The organism is Microbispora bryophytorum, from assembly GCF_006874465.1.
GTDB lineage: Bacteria > Actinomycetota > Actinomycetes > Streptosporangiales > Streptosporangiaceae > Microbispora > Microbispora bryophytorum.
This window is the reverse complement of the sequence record NZ_VIRL01000003.1, coordinates 201,098-217,964: the sequence shown is the minus strand read 5'-3', so window position 1 is coordinate 217,964 and position 16,867 is coordinate 201,098. Positions and strand designations below refer to the sequence as shown.

Annotated in this window: 12 protein-coding genes; 9 read left to right on the top strand and 3 right to left on the bottom strand. The window is 73.3% G+C overall.

From position 1 onward, the window contains the following. Window positions 1–31: 31 nt before the first annotated feature. Genes FLX07_RS08505 through FLX07_RS08490 form a run of 4 tightly spaced genes read left to right on the top strand, consistent with a single transcriptional unit; the run spans window position 32 to window position 2,163 of the window. Window positions 32–418 carry a hypothetical protein gene (locus FLX07_RS08505; protein ID WP_142569304.1) on the top strand — a complete coding sequence of 129 codons (387 nt, stop codon included), beginning with the start codon at window positions 32–34 and terminating at the stop codon, window positions 416–418. Between the two features lie 10 nt (window positions 419–428). After that, window positions 429–1,331: a hypothetical protein gene (locus FLX07_RS08500; protein ID WP_142569302.1), complete on the top strand. Its 903-nt coding sequence runs from the start codon at window positions 429–431 to the stop codon at window positions 1,329–1,331. Beyond that, a complete protein-coding gene (locus FLX07_RS08495) occupies window positions 1,328–1,753 on the top strand; it encodes a YbaB/EbfC family nucleoid-associated protein (RefSeq protein WP_167748162.1) in 426 nt (141 codons plus the stop codon). The genes FLX07_RS08500 and FLX07_RS08495 overlap by 4 nt, the downstream gene beginning before the upstream one ends. A gap of 11 nt (window positions 1,754–1,764) precedes the next feature. Beyond that, window positions 1,765–2,163 carry a YbaB/EbfC family nucleoid-associated protein gene (locus FLX07_RS08490; protein WP_223853092.1) on the top strand — a complete coding sequence of 133 codons (399 nt, stop codon included), beginning with the start codon at window positions 1,765–1,767 and terminating at the stop codon, window positions 2,161–2,163. A gap of 167 nt (window positions 2,164–2,330) precedes the next feature. Here FLX07_RS08490 and eccD read toward each other — a convergent pair whose 3' ends face one another. Then, on the bottom strand, window positions 2,331–3,824 hold the full coding sequence (gene eccD, locus FLX07_RS08485; protein WP_229689532.1) for a type VII secretion integral membrane protein EccD: 1,494 nt from the start codon (window positions 3,822–3,824) through the stop codon (window positions 2,331–2,333). Between the two features lie 73 nt (window positions 3,825–3,897). Here eccD and eccCa point away from each other — a divergent pair, with 73 nt between their 5' ends. The 3 genes from eccCa to FLX07_RS08470 are packed head-to-tail and all read left to right on the top strand — an operon-like array spanning window position 3,898 to window position 9,346. Continuing rightward, the gene (gene eccCa / locus FLX07_RS08480; RefSeq protein WP_142569296.1) at window positions 3,898–7,878 is read left to right on the top strand and encodes a type VII secretion protein EccCa; all 3,981 of its coding nucleotides are present in this window, start codon (window positions 3,898–3,900) and stop codon (window positions 7,876–7,878) included. A 20-nt stretch (window positions 7,879–7,898) separates the two neighbouring features. Beyond that, window positions 7,899–8,204, top strand: a complete 306-nt coding sequence (locus FLX07_RS08475) for a hypothetical protein (protein WP_142569294.1) — start codon at window positions 7,899–7,901, stop codon at window positions 8,202–8,204. Further along, complete coding sequence (locus tag FLX07_RS08470) at window positions 8,201–9,346, top strand: WXG100 family type VII secretion target (protein WP_142569292.1); 1,146 nt, start codon at window positions 8,201–8,203, stop codon at window positions 9,344–9,346. Before FLX07_RS08475 ends, FLX07_RS08470 begins: the two co-directional genes overlap by 4 nt. 180 nt (window positions 9,347–9,526) lie before the next feature. Here FLX07_RS08470 and FLX07_RS38320 read toward each other — a convergent pair whose 3' ends face one another. Together FLX07_RS38320 and mycP are read right to left on the bottom strand one after the other, a co-directional pair. Next, on the bottom strand, window positions 9,527–11,830 hold the full coding sequence (locus FLX07_RS38320; protein ID WP_167748161.1) for a serine/threonine protein kinase: 2,304 nt from the start codon (window positions 11,828–11,830) through the stop codon (window positions 9,527–9,529). 116 nt (window positions 11,831–11,946) lie between these two features. Beyond that, on the bottom strand, window positions 11,947–13,101 hold the full coding sequence (mycP, locus tag FLX07_RS08460) for a type VII secretion-associated serine protease mycosin (protein ID WP_142569288.1): 1,155 nt from the start codon (window positions 13,099–13,101) through the stop codon (window positions 11,947–11,949). A gap of 211 nt (window positions 13,102–13,312) precedes the next feature. On the opposite strand from mycP, the gene FLX07_RS08455 reads away from it, so the two are divergent. Further along, window positions 13,313–15,076, top strand: coding sequence for an acetyl/propionyl/methylcrotonyl-CoA carboxylase subunit alpha (locus FLX07_RS08455; protein WP_142569286.1), 1,764 nt, complete (start codon window positions 13,313–13,315; stop codon window positions 15,074–15,076). 156 nt (window positions 15,077–15,232) lie between these two features. Further along, the gene (locus FLX07_RS36355; RefSeq protein WP_223853090.1) at window positions 15,233–16,621 is read left to right on the top strand and encodes a hypothetical protein; all 1,389 of its coding nucleotides are present in this window, start codon (window positions 15,233–15,235) and stop codon (window positions 16,619–16,621) included. The last annotated feature ends 246 nt before the right edge of the window (window positions 16,622–16,867 follow it).

Below are 16,867 nucleotides of genomic sequence, written 5' to 3'. Positions count from 1 at the left end.
GATACGCGGGCGGCGGCCGGGAGAGGCCGCCGTGATCCCGGTGCGGGCCCCGGTGCGGGACCCGGTGCGGGACCCGGCGCCGGGCGGCGGCTCGTCCGGCCTGCCCGGCTACGAGGTGGCCGCGAGCTTCATCAGGAAGTTCGCCGACACGGTGGACGGCTCCGCGGACGGCGTGCGGCGGATGAAGGACGCCGCGCCCCGTTTCGAGGGCGGGAACCTCGCTCCGCTCGCCGGGGTCCCCATCGTCGGGCTCGCCTTCGTCCACCGGTTCAACACCGTCTCCGACACCTGGTCGGGCGCGGCCGGCATCCTCGGCGACGCCCTGCGCAGGGACGGCGAGACGCTGGTCAGGGCGGCCGACAACTACGTGGCCGCGGAGAAGGCCGGCGCGGCGGCCATTCAGAAGACCCCCATCTGAGAGGATCCGCATGACGACCTCACCCGGCGAGCCCGGCGAGTTGTTCGTCCCCGGCCGGTCCGCCCCCGGCCCCGGCCCCGGCCCCAAGAAGCTTTACGTCACGGACGCGAGCGGCAACGTCCGGCGAGCCGTTTCCGTGGCACCGGCCGAGACGGCCGGCACGGGCGGCACGGCCGCCGCCTCCGCCGCCACCCGCACCGATCCGGGTTTCTTCCGCAACCTGGTCAAAGGGCTGAACCCGCTGCGGCAGCAGACGCGTACGGCGATGGCCATGTCCGGGCTGGGAGGCGCGGCCCTCGCCCTGGACGTGGCGGCCACGCTGAACCTCGGCAATCCCTTCCTCTTCTACGACCGGCGGGAACTGTGGAAGGAGATGGGGGGCCGGCTGGAGAGCGGCCGGTCCGACATCTGGTTCTCCTACTTCCAGGACGTCGGCCCGAACTGGAAGGGCCACGCGGCCGACCTGCTCGGGCGGCGGGTCCGCTTCAACACCACGGTCCTGTACGAGAAGCTCCACGGGGTCACCGGTGAGATGAGCGGCGCGATGCACAACCAGTTCAAGGAGGTCCTGGAGTACGACCTGTCGGTGTTCGGCCTCTACGCCGCCACGGCGCCGATCCTCCGTACGCTCGCGGCGATGAGCGCGCACCCGGCCGGGCGGGTCGCGCTGATCTCGCAGGTGGGCGTGTTCGCCAGTGCGCTGGGCAACCTCGTCAAGCAGTTCGCCGACGTCTACATGGCCTGCGAGGGCGACCTCAACAAGGCGGAGCAGAAGCTCAACGACCTGCGAGCCGCCTTCTACGAGGATGGCGACCCGGCGCGGGGCCGCCGTGACCTCACGCTCACCCCCGCCGTGGCGGACCGCGCGCACATCCACGACTACTGGCAGCCCGTGATCGAGGAGCCCCGGTGAGGAACACGGCCGCGTTCAACGAGGGCAGGGAAGGCGACGTCGCCGGGCTGGTGCGAGAGGTCCAGGGCCGCGTCGGCGCGCTCGCCGACCTGCTCCACGGGCTGAGCGAGGAGGTGGTCGAGGGGGCCGACGCCACGGGTGCCGTGGTGGCCCGGGTCTCCGGAGCGGGCCACCTGCTCGGGCTGACCGTCGACCCGCGGGCGATGCGCGACCTCGACCACGTCGCGATGTCCGCCGCGATCCAGGGCGCGATCGGCGCCGCGCGGAGCGAGGCGGGCGAGCGGCTCGCTCGGGCCATGGCGGGCCTCACGCCGGGCCTCACGCCCAACCTCGCGCCGGACCTCACGGCGGACGCCGACGCGGATCCGCCGCCCGGCGATCCGCTCGCCCCGTACGTCCTGGCCCTGCTGCGGGAGGAGTGAGCGTGGACGAGATGCGTGAGCTCCGGGCGCGCATGGAGCGGCTGTCGGCGGCGGCCGCGTGGATGGACGAGGTCGCGGCCGAGTGGAGCACGCGCGAATACGCCGGGAGTGCCGACGGGGGCCGGATCACCGCGACCGTCGACGCCGTCGGCACGCTCCGCGCCGTCGACATTCACCCGCTCTGCATGCGCAGGCTCGACAGCCGCACACTCGCCGAGGCCGTCCTGACGGCCGTACGGCGGGCCGAGGCGGCCGCGGAGGCGGCGAAGGAGGAGATGCTGCGCGGCGGGCTGGAGGCCGCGGGCCTGCCCCACGTGGCCGCCCTCCTCGGCGACGCCCGCCGCGCCTTCGACGAGCGGGCGTCGCCCGAAGGCGCCGGCCGGCTCCAGGCCGGCCCTGCCCGGCGATAGGCCCGCGGGAGGGGCTCGGCTGCTCCGTCCGGCCCGCTCCGTCGTCGTCATCGCCGTCATGGTGACCGTGTCGGTGGCCCGTCCGCATGGCTCGGCTCCCTCTCCGGGTGATGCACGGATCGCGCGGACCGGCGCATCCGGGAGATGCCGTCAGGCGATCCGAGAAGTCAGCCCGACAGGCCGCGCACCCAGGAGTACAGGTCGAGCACGCCCAGCGTGAGCGGGACCAGTGCGACGATCAGCAGCGCGTCGAGGATGTCGGCCGCCCGCCCCCAGAACGGCGACGGCCGGCCCGTGGGCAGCCAGAGACCGAGGCCGAGCACGAGCAGGGCCGTCCACAGCACCCCGATCGTCACGGCCACCTCGGCGACCGCGTCGGCGCCCGTGCCCAGTGCGAACGCCAGGGCGGCGGCCCCGGCCGCGGCGGTGAGGACCATCCACAGCCGCTGGGCCACCCCGGCGAAGACCCTCGCCCGCATGGCCAGCGCCAGCGCCAGCGTCGCCGCCGTCACGCGGGCGACCCAGCCGCCGTGCTGGACGAGCAGCAGCTCCCCCGCGACGCCGGCGAGCGCGATCGCGATGACCATGCCGGTGGCGTACCGGTGGGCCTGCGCGGTCCGCTGGAGCACCATCGGGCCGTCGATCCGCTGGTTGTCGCTGCGCAGCTCCTCGGCGCTGGTGGGCAGCGGCGGCAGCGGCACCCTGGCCATCCGGAACGACAGCGTGGGGATGAGCGGGCTCAGCGCCAGCAGGGCCGTCGCCACCACGGCCGCAGCCCCGGCGCCCGATCCCCCGAACACCATCACGCATCCGGCTCCGACCGCCCCGGCGACGGACGCGACCGCGACGCCGAGGAAGCCGGCCACGCCGTCGGCGATCAGCACGCCGCCGACGGTGGCCAACAGCGCCGTGTACGCGAGCGCGGCCAGCAGGTTCGGCGCCCCGAGGACCAGCACGGCGCCCGACGCGCCCGGCGTGAACAGGCCGGCGAGGAAGCCGTGCGGCAGGGCCGCGTAGCCGACCAGGGCGCCGGCGGTGGGCCGGCCGACGGCCCTCGACACCACGGCCCCGGCGGCGAGGAGCAGCACCGCGACGGCTCCGGCCACTCCGGCGGTGAGCCGCGGCGGAGCCGCCGCCAGCGCGAGGACGACGGCGCCGAGCGCGAGCAGCCCGGCGGCCACGCCCATGCCGAGCAGCCTCGTGTGCCGCGGCTCCCACCTGCCGCCGCCTTCCTTGGTCCCGGTGGCGACGACGTCGGCCACGTCGTCGTACACCGCGGGCGGCAGCACCGCGTCGCGCGGGCGCAGGTAGAGGACCTCACCGTCCAGGACGCCCAGCGCGCCCAGGCTCTGGCCGAGGTCGAGCGGCGGGCCGCCGAGACGCTGGAGCACCCAGCCGGGGGCCGCGGCCGCGTCGCCTCCCGCCTCGCCGACCGCCCGGAGCAGTCCGGGCATGACGTGCGGCAACGGGATGTCCGACGGCAGCGCGAGGTCCGCCTTCCTGCGCGGGGCGACCACGGTGATGTGGCACAGGGGCGGCAGCGGGGCGGTCATCTGTGGCAACGCGCCCTGCTGGGCCGCTCCCTGATGACCGGGGCCGTGCTGGACCATGCCCTGCTGGACGACACCCTGCTGGATGTGAAGGGGGGCCGGCGATGACACAGCGGGAATCCTCTCCCGGAGATCTCTCTGACAGCCCGAAAATATCGGCAAACCTGGTAGAAAAGTCAGTCAGATGAGCATTGTCGTGGTTTCGCGTCCCGAGCGCCGCCCGGGCCCCAAGCCCCCCCGTGGCGAGATCCTCCTGGAATCCCCGCCGGAGATTCCCGAGGTTCAGCCGCAGGGTCTGATGTCCATGCTCACGTACGTGCCGATGCTGGCCGGCGGCGCCGCGATGGGGCTGATGTTCACGGCGGGGGGCAACGGCAACCCGCTCATGTACGTGGCGAGTGGGCTGTTCGCCGTCTCCATGGTCGGCATGAGCGTCGGCCAGCTCGGCCGCAACGCCGGTGAGCGCAGGAACCGGCTCAACGGGCTGCGCCGCGACTACTTCCGCTACCTGTCGCAGATCCGCAGGAAGGTCCGCAGGGCCGCCGTGCAGCAGCGGGAGGCGCTGGAGTGGAGCGGGCCGCCGCCCGACTCGCTGTGGTGGATCGTGATGGGGCCGCGTCTGTGGGAGCGCAGGCCGCGCGACGACGACTTCGCGACCGTACGGCTCGGCACCGGCGTGCAGAAGCTCGCCATCCAGCTCGTCCCGCCGGACACCAAGCCGGTGGAGGACCTCGACGCCCTGTCGGCGGGGGCGCTGCGCCGGTTCGTCCGGGCGCACGCCACGGTGTCGGAGCTGCCCGTCGCGGTCGCCCTGCACTCCTTCGCCCGCATCCACCTCACCGGCGACGCCACCGCGGTGCGCGAGCTGGTCCGGGCCGTGATCGCTCAGCTCGTCGCCTTCCACTCCCCCGACGACATGCGGATCATGATCTGCGCGAGCAAGGAGTGGATGCCCCAGTGGGAGTGGGTGAAGTGGCTGCCGCACGCCCTGCATCCCGAGCAGGCCGACGCCGCGGGCCAGGTCAGGCTCATGGCGGAGAACCTCGGGCACCTCGACGCGCTGGTCGGGGAGGAGCTCAGGGAGCGGGCCAGGTTCCGGCCCGGCGCCTCCACCGAGGCGTTGCCGTACCACGTGGTGATCGTGGACGGCGGGCACGTGCCGCACGACAGCCAGCTCGGGTCCGACGCCATCCAGGGCGTGACCGTGATCGATCTGTCCGGCGTGACCGGAGCGGTCCCCGAGGCGATCACGCTCCGGCTGGACGTCCAGCCCGAGGGCTTCCACATGGTCAAGATCGACCACGCGGGACGGCAGTCGAGCACCCGGCTCGGCGACCCCGACCGCCTCGGCTATTCCGAGGCGGAGGGGCTGGCCCGGCAGCTCGCGCCGCTGCGCGCCTCCGCCGGCGCCCAGGGCGAGGCGCAGGACGTGCTCGGCGTCAACACCTCGCTCACCGACCTGCTCGGCGTGGGCGACCCCGCCCATCTCGATCCCTCGGTGATCTGGCAGCCCCGGGCCGGTCGCAACCGGCTGCGGGTGCCGATCGGGCTGGGCGCGGACGGGCGGGTGGTCGAGCTCGACATCAAGGAGTCGGCGCAGGGCGGCATGGGGCCGCACGGCCTGGTCATCGGGGCGACCGGCTCCGGCAAGAGCGAGCTGCTGCGCACGCTGGTGCTCGGCCTGGCCATCACGCACTCCTCGGAGATCCTCAACTTCGTGCTGGTCGACTTCAAGGGCGGCGCCACGTTCCTGGGCCTCGACTCCCTCTCGCACGTGTCGGCGGTCATCACCAACCTGGAGGACGAGCTGCCGCTCGTCGACCGCATGCACGACGCGCTGCACGGCGAGATGGTGCGCCGCCAGGAGCTGCTGCGCGCCGCGGGCAACTACGCCTCGCTGCGCGACTACGAGCGGGCCAGGGAGCAGGGCGCTGATCTCAAGCCGATGCCGACCCTGTTCGTCGTGATCGACGAGTTCAGCGAGCTGCTCACCGCCAAGCCGGAGTTCGTCGACCTGTTCGTGATGATCGGGCGGCTCGGCCGCTCGCTCGGCGTGCACCTTCTGCTGGCCTCCCAGCGCCTGGAGGAGGGCCGGCTGCGCGGCCTCGACACCCACCTGTCCTACCGGATCGGCCTGCGCACGTTCTCGGCCATGGAGAGCCGGGTCGTGCTCGGCGTCGCCGACGCCTACGAGCTGCCGCCCGCGCCGGGCAACGGCTACCTGAAGTACGACACCACGGGGATGACCCGGTTCAAGGCCGCCTACGTGTCCGGGCCCCACCACGCCGACCCGGCGCGGTCCGCGGCCGGCGGAGCCGGCCGGCCGGTGCGCGACGTGGTGGAGTACGGCACCGCCTTCGCGCCCGTCGAGGTGACCGAGACGACCAGGGAGCTGGCACCCGCGGAAGAGCCCGGCGGCCCGCGCCACAGCCTGCTCGACGTCGTGGTCGGCCGGCTCACCGGCCACGGCCCGCCGGCGCACCCGATCTGGCTGCCCCCGCTGGCCGAGTCGCCGACGCTCGCCCACCTGCTGCCGCCGCTGTCCGTCACCCCCGAGCTCGGTCTGACCACCGCGGGCTGGGGCGGCCGGGGGCTGCTCCACGCGGTCGTCGGCATCGTCGACCGGCCGTTCGAGCAGCGCCGCGACCCCTACTGGCTGGACCTGTCCGGAGGCGCGGGCCACGTCGGCGTCGCGGGCGGCACGCAGAGCGGCAAGAGCACCGTGCTGCGGACGCTGATCACGAGCATGGCCCTGATGCACACGCCGCGCGAGGTGCAGTTCTACTGCCTGGACTTCGGCGGCGGCTCCCTGGCCTCGCTGGAGGCACTGCCGCACGTGGGCGGCGTCGCGAGCCGCCTCGACGCCGACCGCGTCCGCCGTACGGTCGCCGAGATCTCCACGATCCTCGAGCGGCGCGAGGCGGACTTCGCCGAGCACGGCATCGAGTCGGTCGCGGCCTACCGGCGGATGCGGGCCGAGTCCGGCCGCGACGGCGACGGCTGGGGCGACGTGTTCCTGGTGGTGGACGGCTGGCTGACGCTCAGGCAGGAGTTCGAGTCGCTCGAACCCGTCGTCACCGACATCGCCGCCCGGGGCCTCGGATACGGCATCCACGTGGTGGCGGCCACCAACAAGTGGTCGGAGTTCCGGGCGAGCATCCGCGACCTGTTCGGCACCAGGGTCGAGCTCAAACTCGGCGACGCGTACGAGTCCGAGGTGAACAGGAAGGCGTCGCTGGCGGTCCCCGAGGGCGCGCCGGGACGCGGCCTCACCAAGGAGGGGCTGCACTTCCTGTCCGCGCTGCCGCGGATCGACGGTGTGCAGAGCTCCGAGGACCTCGGCGCGGGCGTCCGCGGGCTGGTGCACGCGGTCAGGGACTCCTGGCAGGGGCCGCCGGCGCCGGCGATCCGGCTGCTGCCGCCGGTGCTGCCCGCGGCCTCGCTGCCCGGCATCGAGGAGACGGGACCGAAGATCCCGATCGGCATCGACGAGGCTACGCTCTCGCCCGTGCTGCTCGACTTCGACGCCGACCCGCACTTCGTCGTCCTGGGCGACACCGAGAGCGGCAAGTCGAACCTGCTGCGGCTGGTCGCCGAGGGCCTGGTGGCCAGGCGGCAGCCGCACGAGGCGATGATGATCGTCATCGACTACCGCAGGTCGCTGCTCGACTCGGCCGCGACCGCCCACCGCATCGGCTACGCGGCGTCGAGCACCGCCGCCCAGGAGCTGATCAACAACGTGCGCGGGGCCCTGCTCAAGCGGCTGCCCCCGGCGGACCTCACGCCCGAGCAGTTGCGGGACAGGAGCTGGTGGCAGGGTTCGGACGTCTACGTCGTCGTGGACGACTACGACCTGGTCGCCACCTCCTCCAACCCGCTGCTGCCGCTGGTGGACCTGTTGCCGCAGGCGCGGGACATCGGGCTGCACCTGGTCCTGTCGCGTCAGATGGGCGGCGCCGGCCGGGCCATGTACGACCCGGTCGTCCAGAAGCTGAAGGACATGGCCAGCCCCGCCGTCATCCTGTCCGGCAACAAGGACGAGGGCTACCTGTTCGGCAACGTCCGGGCGCATCCGCTGCCGCCCGGCCGGGGCTACCACGTCGACAGGAGGTTCGGCGCGCGGCTCGCCCAGACCGCGTTCCTGCCTCCTCCCGGGGAAGAGTGACAGGCGGAGAGGAGCGGTACGTGGCCGGTTTCGACATCCACTTCCAGGCGCTCGAAAGCTGCCGTACGGCGGTGAGCAAGGCCTGGGGCCAGTACGAGAGCCTGCACGGCGGTCTGCCCGAGACGCCCGGCACCCGGGCGGCCTCCTTCGGGCACGTGGACGGCGCGGCGGCGCTGGCGGCGGCCGTCGACACGGCCTACGCCGCGCTGACCGCGGAGGTGGCCGACGCGAGGACCAAGCTGAAGGGCGTGGAGCGGGCGCTGGAGAGTGTGCAGGACAACGTCCGGACGGCCCACAAGGCCACGTCCACCTCGATGCGGGTATGAGCGAGCGAAGCGGGGTCTCCGACCTGCCGGGTGGCGGTGAGCTGGCCGCCATGGCGCAGAAGGTGAACGGCGATCCCGGCGGGATCCGCGACATCGCCGGGAAGTGGCGCGGCGCGGCCGGTGACGCGCAGGACTACGCCGGTGGCGTGGGCCGGGCCGTGCGCACCGTGGACGCCGCGTGGCAGGGCCGCTCCGCCGATGCCTTCGTCACGTACATGAACAGGTACGGCAAGGCGGCCGACGGGCTCCACGACGCTCTGGTCGCGTGCGCGGGCGCGCTGGAGAAGGTCGCCACGGCGTTGGAGAGCGCCAAATCGAAGATCGACGGCATCTGCGCCGACGTGGTCGCCGAGGCGGCGGCCTACCGCGGCCGGAACCAGGACGCCGGGGACAAGGAGCTGGAGAACGGGCTGCGGGCCATCGTCTCCCGGGGAATCGAGGACGCCCGGCCGCACCTGGAGCAGGTGAACACGGCCGTCGGCGACGCCACGAAGACGCTGGGCTCCCACCTGGGCGGCGACTACCGCGACGGCGCGCTCACCTTCGCCAAAATTCCGGACCCGGGCAAACAGGACTTCGTGCCCCGGCAGGGGCACACCGTCGACTGGCAGCGCACCCCCGGCTACACGGGAGCCCCCGGTGACAAGGCGCACCCGACGTACGCCTCGTACGGCGGGACGAGCCTGAGCGGCGTGAGCGGCGTGAGCGGTTACGGCGGCTCGGGCGGGAGCGGCGGCTACGGCCCGAGCGGTCCGCCGCCGGCCGGCGGCGGACCCGCGCCCACCGGCCAGGTCAAGGAGTGGATCGAGCAGGCCATCGAGATCCTCACGGCCCAGGGCTACCCCGCCGGGAAGATGAACCGGGACGACATCTGGATGATCATCCGGCACGAGTCGGGCGGGAACCCGCACGCGATCAACAACTGGGACTCGAACGCGGCCGCGGGAACCCCCTCCAAGGGGCTGATGCAGACCATCGACCCCACGTTCAACCGCTGGTCCCTGCCGGGGCACAAGGACATCTGGAACCCGGTGGACAACATCGTCGCGGGCGTCCGCTATGCCATCGAGCGCTACGGCTCGGTCTCGGCCGTTCCCGGTGTGGTGGGCATGAAGACCGGCACCGGCTACCGCGGATACTGATCGTTCAGCCGGCGGGAAAGCCGGTGGCGGGCTCCGGCACAGGGCTCCGGCACAGGGCTCCGGCAGCGGGGGCAGGCAGGGGGGCCAGGCGGCGGGGCCGCGCAGACGAAAGGCCGGGCGGGTGCTCCCGCCCGGCCTTCGTGTGTCCGGACCTGCCGATCCGGCCTTCCCGTGAACCGGTCAGCCGCAGTTGTCCCAGTCGCCGCCGGCGCCGGCCGAGCCGACGCTGCCGGAGAACCTGACGCACTTGCCCTTGGCCTGCAGCTTCGCGGGGCCGGCGTAGTACTTGTAGTTACCGCTGTCGGTCTTGGACCCGCCGCCCTGGACCTCCAGGGTCGCGGAGACCGGCGTCTCCTTTCCGACGTCGGCCGTCTTGATCGTGACGGCGCAGTTCTCCCCCGTGCCGGCGTTGTACAGCTGGTAGGCGACGCCACCCGCCAGGGGGCTGCTGCGCTGCACGGAGAAGCCCGGACCGCAGACCTGGACCGGACCGAAGGGGTTCCGGATCGGCGCCGCGGTCGTCGGCTTCGGCGCCGGAGTGGTCGGCTTCGGCGCCGCGGTCGTCGGCTTCGGCGCCGGGGTAGTCGGCTTCGGCGCCGGGGTGGTCGGCACCGGAGCATTGGACGGGCTCGGCCGCGCGGGCGCCGTCGGGGCCGCGGTGGGCTTCCAGGTAGGCCTCCTGGTGGGCCTCCAGGTGGGTTTCCAGGTGGGCCTCTTGGTGGGCACCCAGGTGGGCACCTCCGTGGCGTTCTGGGTGGGCTTCTGGGTGGGGCCCTGAGCGGGGCTCTGAGTAGGGCTCTGAGCGGGGTCCTGAGTCGGATTCTGGGTCGGGTTCTGGGTGGGCTGGGTGCGCCACCGACCCCGTCCGTGCTCCTGCCTGTCCGTGGGCGCCGGGCTCGGCGACTGTGTGGGCGGGGGCTCGGGAGTCGGCTCCGTCGGCACCGGGCTGGGTATGGCGGTCACCGTGGCGGTGGTCGTCACCCGGGCCGTCGGCTGCATCGTCCGCCCGTTCGTCTGACCGGGCGGCTGACCGGGCGGCTGCGCCGGCGGCGGGACCACCGGCTGGGTCGGCACCGGCACGATCGGGCCCGGCGTCGGGACCGAGGTGAGCTCCGGCGTCGCCGGAGTGTCCGTGGGCCACTCGCTCGGCAGCACCAGCGGCTGCACCGGCGAGTCCGGGTCCTCGGATGACAGCGCCCACGGCACCGTCACCTGCGGCGCCGCCGTCGGCGCCTGCCCGCCGCCTCCGGTCGCGCCTCCCGTGGTCCCGCCGCCCACGTTTCCGCCACCCACGTTTCCGCCGTCCGCGTCACCGGCGTCCGCGATCACGCGCCCACCGGTCCCGTGCCCGCCTGCGGCGCGCTCCGCCGCGGCCGGCGACAGCCGGACCTCGGCGTAGTGGCCGGCGCCCCACAGACCCGCTCCGGAGAGCAGGACCACGGCACCGACCGCCGCCGCGAGGCCGACGGGGAACGGCCTGCGCCTGGCCGTCTCGACCTGGCCCTGGGTGGTCGGCCGCCCCCACGTCTGCTGCTGGATCTGCTCCTGCGGCATGGCGGGCGGCTGCCAGGCGGTGGTGGACGACTGCTGCGGCTGCTGGGGCACGGGCGGCGGGCCCCACGTCTGCTGCGGAGCCGGTGGAACGGGGGCTCCCCCGACCGGCTGCTGCGGCGGCTGCTGCGGCTGCGCGGGCAGCACCATCGCCGTGCCGGGGCCCGCCGCCGGTTGCGCCCCGGCGGCGCCGCCGCCGAGCAGTTGCAGCATCGCGGCGTAGGCGGTCGGCCGCTGCCCGGGCTCCTTGGCCAGCGCGGGCAACGCGACCTGGCGCAGCCGCTCCTCAAGTCCGCCGAGGTCGGGCTGCGCGTTCAGCACCGCCTGCGGCTCCTGCGGGAACGGCGGACGCCCGGTCGCGGCGAAGACCACCGTGGCGGCCCAGGCGAACATGTCCGCGTACGCGTCGTACCGCTCGCCCCTGATCTGCTCCGGAGCGCGGTACGCCGGCTCGCCCGCCGGGGGCCCGGCGGCGACATCGGTCAGCTTGACGCCGTCGTCCGCGACGATGACGTTGTGCGGGGTGAGCGAGCCGTGCGCGAGGTCGGCGAGGTGCACGGCGGTCAGCGCCGTGAGCACGCCCACCGCGACCCGTTCGAGCGCCTCCCCCGAGAGCGGCCCCTCGGCCGCCACGGCGGCGGCCAGGCTGCGCCCCTCGACGTGTTCCCTGACGACGTACGGTCGATCACCGAAAAGGCCCGCCGTGATCGTGCGGGCCACATATGAGCTGGACACTCTTGTGGCGACAGTGAGCCGGTCGAGGACGGTCTGCCCCGAACCCGGCTCGGCGGCCAAGAGCTTGATCACCCGCACAGGGGCGTCGTCGCCGGTCTCCTTGCCGACATAGACGTCGCCGCGGGGCCCCTCGTCCAGCCGTCCCAGGATGGCGTACTCGCCTATCTGCTCGGGATCACCCGGCCGTAAAGGGTGCATCTCAGTCCTTTCTGGAAGTGACCTGATTAGGATCATTCAACCAAGAGGACCCGGCACAAAGCAGCTGTTTCCGGCAGGCCAAAACATTTAACCGTCAATTACTCAAAGCCGACGAGTCAACGCTCGCGGCCGGGGCGCCACCTTCTGCGCCTGCCCATCGGCACGAACACCCGCACGGCCACGATCAGTCCCACACCGCACAGCGCCGCCGCCGCGATCGTCAGCGCCAGGTCGATCGCCTCCCGGTCCACCGGAGCCGCCCTGCTCACCGCGTTCCGCGGCAGCGGGGCCGGCGCCGGCGGCGCGATGACGGGGGCGTCGACGGCCTCCAGCGGCAGGATCGCGGTGACGGCGAGCATCGGGTTCACCATCCCCGCGCCCGTGCCCGTTCCCACGCCGCCGTCCGCCGTGGCGGTGATGCGCCACCGCACCCGCTCCTGGTCCAGCTCCGGATGGCGGGCGCGCACCAGCGCCGCCACCCCCGCGACGTACGGCGCGGCGAAGCTGGTGCCTTCGAGCCCGCTCATGTACGACCGTCCGGGCCAGGTGGAGGTGATGTCCTGGCCGGGCCCGAGAACGGAGACGGGAGTGATGGTGTTGGAGAAGTCGGCACGCCTGCCGTCCGGGGTGGCCGAGCCCACGGCGAGCACCCCCGGGTAGGCGGCGGGGTAGGAGGCCTCCGGGGTGCCGTCGTCCGCGGTCGTGTTGCCGGCCGCCGCCACGATCACCGCGTCCTTGCCGAGCGCGTACGCCACGGCCTGCCTGAGCTTCGGCTCGTCGTGGGCGTCGATCGACACGTTGATCACGTCGGCGCCGAAGTCGGCCGCGTCCGCGATGGCCCTGGCCAGCGCGTCCGGGTCGCCGTTCTCCTCGTTCGTCTGCTTCAGCGAGATCAGCCGCACTCCCGGCGCGACGCCGACGAAGGGGACGCCCTTCACGTACTGGGCGGCGATGATCCCGGCGACGGCGGTGCCGTGGCCGACGCAGTCGCGGTGGCCCGTCCCGGTGTAGTCGACCTCCTTCGCCACCCGGATCTGGGGGTGGGTCAGGTCCACCCCGCTGTCGATGACCGCGACCGTGACCCCCTCGCCCGTGGTGAGCGGCCACACCCGCTTCGGGTCGAGCCTGCGCTGCGCCCACGGCTCGGCCACCCCCATGCCGCCCTTGCGCGGCGCGCACCGCACCGGCGCCGTACGCGCCTGAGCGGGCGGCGCGGGCGGCGCCACGAGAAGCAGCGCCAGCACGGTCGCCAGAAGGCCGGGTCCCCGCATAAGTGATCAGCCTAACGAACCCGACCGGCGATGCCGCTTCACAACATGCCGCTTCAAACCCGGGCATACCGGTTATAGGGCCGGGGAAGCGGTGAGGACGAGGCGCGCCGGCCGCCCCACTTGGTAAGGGGGCGCACGCCGTCCGGCGTCGGCAGGTGCATAAAATCCACCAAGGCTCGTAACCCGGGGGTCCGACGGAAGGATGGACGCGGTGCACAAGGTCCTGATCGCCAATCGCGGCGAGATCGCCGTACGGATCGCGCGGGCCTGCAGGGACGCCGGGCTGTCCAGCGTCGCGGTCTACGCCGACCAGGACCTCGACGCGCTGCACGTGCGGGTGGCCGACGAGGCGCACGCGCTCGGCGGGCAGAGCCCGGCCGAGACCTACCTCGACATCGGCAAGATCCTCTCGGTGGCGGAGAAGACCGGCGCGGACGCCGTCCACCCCGGCTACGGCTTCCTCGCCGAGAACGCGGGCTTCGCCCAGGCCGTGCTCGACGCCGGCCTGATCTGGATCGGCCCGCCGCCCTCGGCGATCACCGCGCTGGGCGACAAGGTCCAGGCCCGGCACATCGCGCAGCGCGTGGGCGCCCCGCTCGTGGCCGGAACCTCCGACCCGGTCTCCGGAGTGGACGAGGTCGTCGCCTTCGCCGCGGAGCACGGCCTGCCGATCGCGATCAAGGCGGCGTTCGGCGGCGGCGGGCGCGGGCTCAAGGTGGCCCGCACCATGGAGGAGATCGGCGACCTGTACGAGTCCGCGGTGCGCGAGGCCGTCACCGCCTTCGGGCGCGGAGAGTGTTTCGTCGAGCGCTACCTCGACCGGCCGCGTCACGTCGAGACCCAGTGCCTGGCCGACGCCCACGGCAACGTCGTGGTCGTGTCCACCCGCGACTGCTCACTCCAGCGCCGCCACCAGAAGCTGGTGGAGGAGGCCCCGGCCCCGTTCCTGACCGGCGAGCAGTTGGAGCTGCTCTACTCGTCGTCCAAGGCGATCCTGCGCGAGGCGGGCTACGTCGGCGCCGGCACGTGCGAGTTCCTCGTCGGCCAGGACGGCACGATCTCCTTCCTGGAGGTCAACACCCGGCTGCAGGTCGAGCACCCGGTCAGCGAGGAGGTCGCCGGCATCGACCTGGTCCGCGAGATGTTCCGCGTCGCCGACGGCGAGCCGCTGGGCTACGACGACCCCGTGCTGCGCGGCCACTCGATCGAGTTCCGCATCAACGCGGAGGACGCGGGCCGGGGCTTCCTGCCCGCGCCGGGGACGATCACGTCGATGCGCGTCCCGTCCGGCCCCGGCGTGCGGCTGGACGGCGGCTACGAGACCGGCATGAGCGTGCCGCAGGCGTTCGACTCGCTCGTGGCCAAGCTGATCGTCACCGGCGCGACCCGTGAGCAGGCGCTGGAGCGGTCGCGCCGCGCCCTGGCGGAGTACGAGATCGGCGGCATGCCGACCGTGCTGCCGTTCCACCGGGCCGTGGTGGACGATCCCGCCTTCGCCGGCGAGCCGTTCTCCGTGCACACCCGGTGGATCGAGACCGAGTTCGTGAACGAGATCCCCCCGTACGAGGGGGCCGTGGGAGCGGCCGAACCGGCGGAGCGCGAGCGGATCACGGTCGAGGTCGGCGGCAAGCGCCTGGAGGTCGTCCTGCCCGCCGGGCTGGGCTCGTCGGGTTCGGGGACGGCCGGCGGCGCCCAGGCCAAGAAGGCGGCGCCCCGGCGATCCGGCGGGCGCGGCGCCGGGAAGGCCGCGGCGAGCGGCGACTCCCTCGTCAGCCCGATGCAGGGCACGATCGTGAAGGTCGTCGTCGCCGACGGCGACACCGTCGAGTCCGGCGACACGATCGTCGTCCTCGAAGCGATGAAGATGGAGCAGCCGCTGACCGCCCACAAGGGCGGCACGATCACCGGCCTCGCGGCCTCCGTCGGCCAGACGGTCACCGCCGGGGCCGTCCTTTGCGAGATCAAGGACGCCTGAGCCTCCCGGCCGGCCGGCCGTGGAGGCGACGCCACCGTCATTCACCGGCGGAAGGACGCATGCCGCCCCCCGGGTGCGGAACGATAGGTTTTTGTGGAGGAACCATCGCGCCCTGCCGTTCGTCCAGTAGGGCGAAGGAGGCTTGAAGCCGTGACCATGAAGACACCGCTCGGCCGGGTGGTGGCCGCCCTGGCGGCGCTGCTCGCCGGACTCATCACTGTGCTCGCGCTCGCGCCGTCCGCAGTGGCGGCGGCTCCCCCGGACCCGACCACGGTCCTGTCGTCCTGGAAGAACGCCCAGGACCCGCTGTTCGTCCAGAGCGGGTCTCCGCTCTCGTCGAGCCAGCAGAACGAGATCCGCCAGGCGCTGAAGGACTCGAAGTCCAAGATCTACGTGGTCGCCATGCCCGACGGCACCGTGAGCACGAGCCAGGTGAGCACCTACATCCCGCAACTGCTGTCCGAGCTCGACAAGGCCGGCCGGTCGAGCGCGACCGTGGCCCTCCTCGACGGCAACAGCCTGTTCGCGGGGTCGACCGAGCTGCCCAGGAACGCGCCGGGCGTGCTGACCCGGCTGGCCACCAGCGCCAACGGCGACGTGGTCACCGGCATGAAGGACTTCGTCAACCGGGTGAACCTGGTGCGCGAGGGCGACGTCAACGGCGCCCGCGCCAAGGGCAGCACGGTCGGCGGCGGCAATGGCACAGGTGTGCTCGTCGGCATTCTGGGCATCGCGGTCGTGGGAGGTGCCGGTTTGTGGATCATCGGACGCCGCAGCAAGCGCAAGCGCGAGGAGCGCGAGGCCGCCGAGCTCGCCGCCGTCAAGCAGACGGTCGAGGAGGACGTCACGAAGTTCGGTGAGGAGATCACCGAACTCGACGTGGACGCCCGGATGCTCCCGCAGAGCGAGACGACGGGCGACTGGCAGCGCGCCCTCGACTCCTACGAGCGGGCCAAGGTCGAACTGGACGCGATCAAGCGCCCCGAGGACCTGCGCACGGTGACCTCGACACTGGAGGACGGCCGCTACGCGCTGGCCTGCGTCAAGGCGCGCGTGAACAACCAGCCGCTGCCCGAGCGGCTGCCCCCGTGCTTCTTCAACCCGCAGCACGGCCCGTCGGTTCGCAACGTCCGGTGGGCGCCCCCCGGCGGCGCGGTGCGCGACGTCCCCGCCTGCGCGGCGGACGCCGAGGCGGTGGAGCGCGGCTTCGACCCGCAGATGCGCGAGGTCATGGTGAACGGCCAGCGCAGGCCCTACTGGGACGCCGGTCCCGCCTACCAGCCCTACGCGTACGGCTACTACGGCGGCTTCGGCGGCGGCGACCTGCTGACCGGCATGCTCGTCGGCACCATGCTCGGCGGCGCGTTCGGCGGCTGGGGTCACGGCGGATACGGCGCCGGCTACGACTCCGGATACGCCGCGGGCGCGGATGCCGGTGGCGGCGACTGGGGCGGCGGCGGCGGCGGTGGCGACTTCGGCGGCGGAGGCGGCGACTGGGGCGGCGGCGACTTCGGCGGAGGGGACTTCGGCGGCGGCGACTGGTAACGCCTGAGCGCTTCGGCGCGGCATCGACGAGGGGGCGGGCCCGACGGTCCGCCCCTTCTCATGTCCGGGGGCCGTCCGCTGTCCGGGACCGTCCGCCCCTCATGTCCGGGGGCCGTCCGCCCCTTCTCATGTCCGGGGTGCCGCGACCACGGGTTCCGGCGGCGTTCGCCACTCCGCGGATGCCGGCGGCCACGCGTTCAGCGACCCGGGGTGGTCAGCGGATTGCAAGTGCGATTCAAGATCGCG

Excerpts from the sequence above, each read along its gene's own strand:
- FLX07_RS08490 (WP_223853092.1), top strand. The coding sequence starts at position 1,765 with ATGCGTGAGCTCCGGGCGCGCATGGAGCGGCTGTCGGCGGCGGCCGCG.
- mycP (WP_142569288.1), bottom strand. The coding sequence starts at position 13,101 with ATGCGGGGACCCGGCCTTCTGGCGACCGTGCTGGCGCTGCTTCTCGTG.
- FLX07_RS08470 (WP_142569292.1), top strand. The coding sequence starts at position 8,201 with ATGAGCGAGCGAAGCGGGGTCTCCGACCTGCCGGGTGGCGGTGAGCTG.
- FLX07_RS36355 (WP_223853090.1), top strand. The coding sequence starts at position 15,233 with ATGAAGACACCGCTCGGCCGGGTGGTGGCCGCCCTGGCGGCGCTGCTC.
- eccCa (WP_142569296.1), top strand. The coding sequence starts at position 3,898 with ATGAGCATTGTCGTGGTTTCGCGTCCCGAGCGCCGCCCGGGCCCCAAG.
- FLX07_RS08500 (WP_142569302.1), top strand. The coding sequence starts at position 429 with ATGACGACCTCACCCGGCGAGCCCGGCGAGTTGTTCGTCCCCGGCCGG.
- FLX07_RS38320 (WP_167748161.1), bottom strand. The coding sequence starts at position 11,830 with ATGCACCCTTTACGGCCGGGTGATCCCGAGCAGATAGGCGAGTACGCC.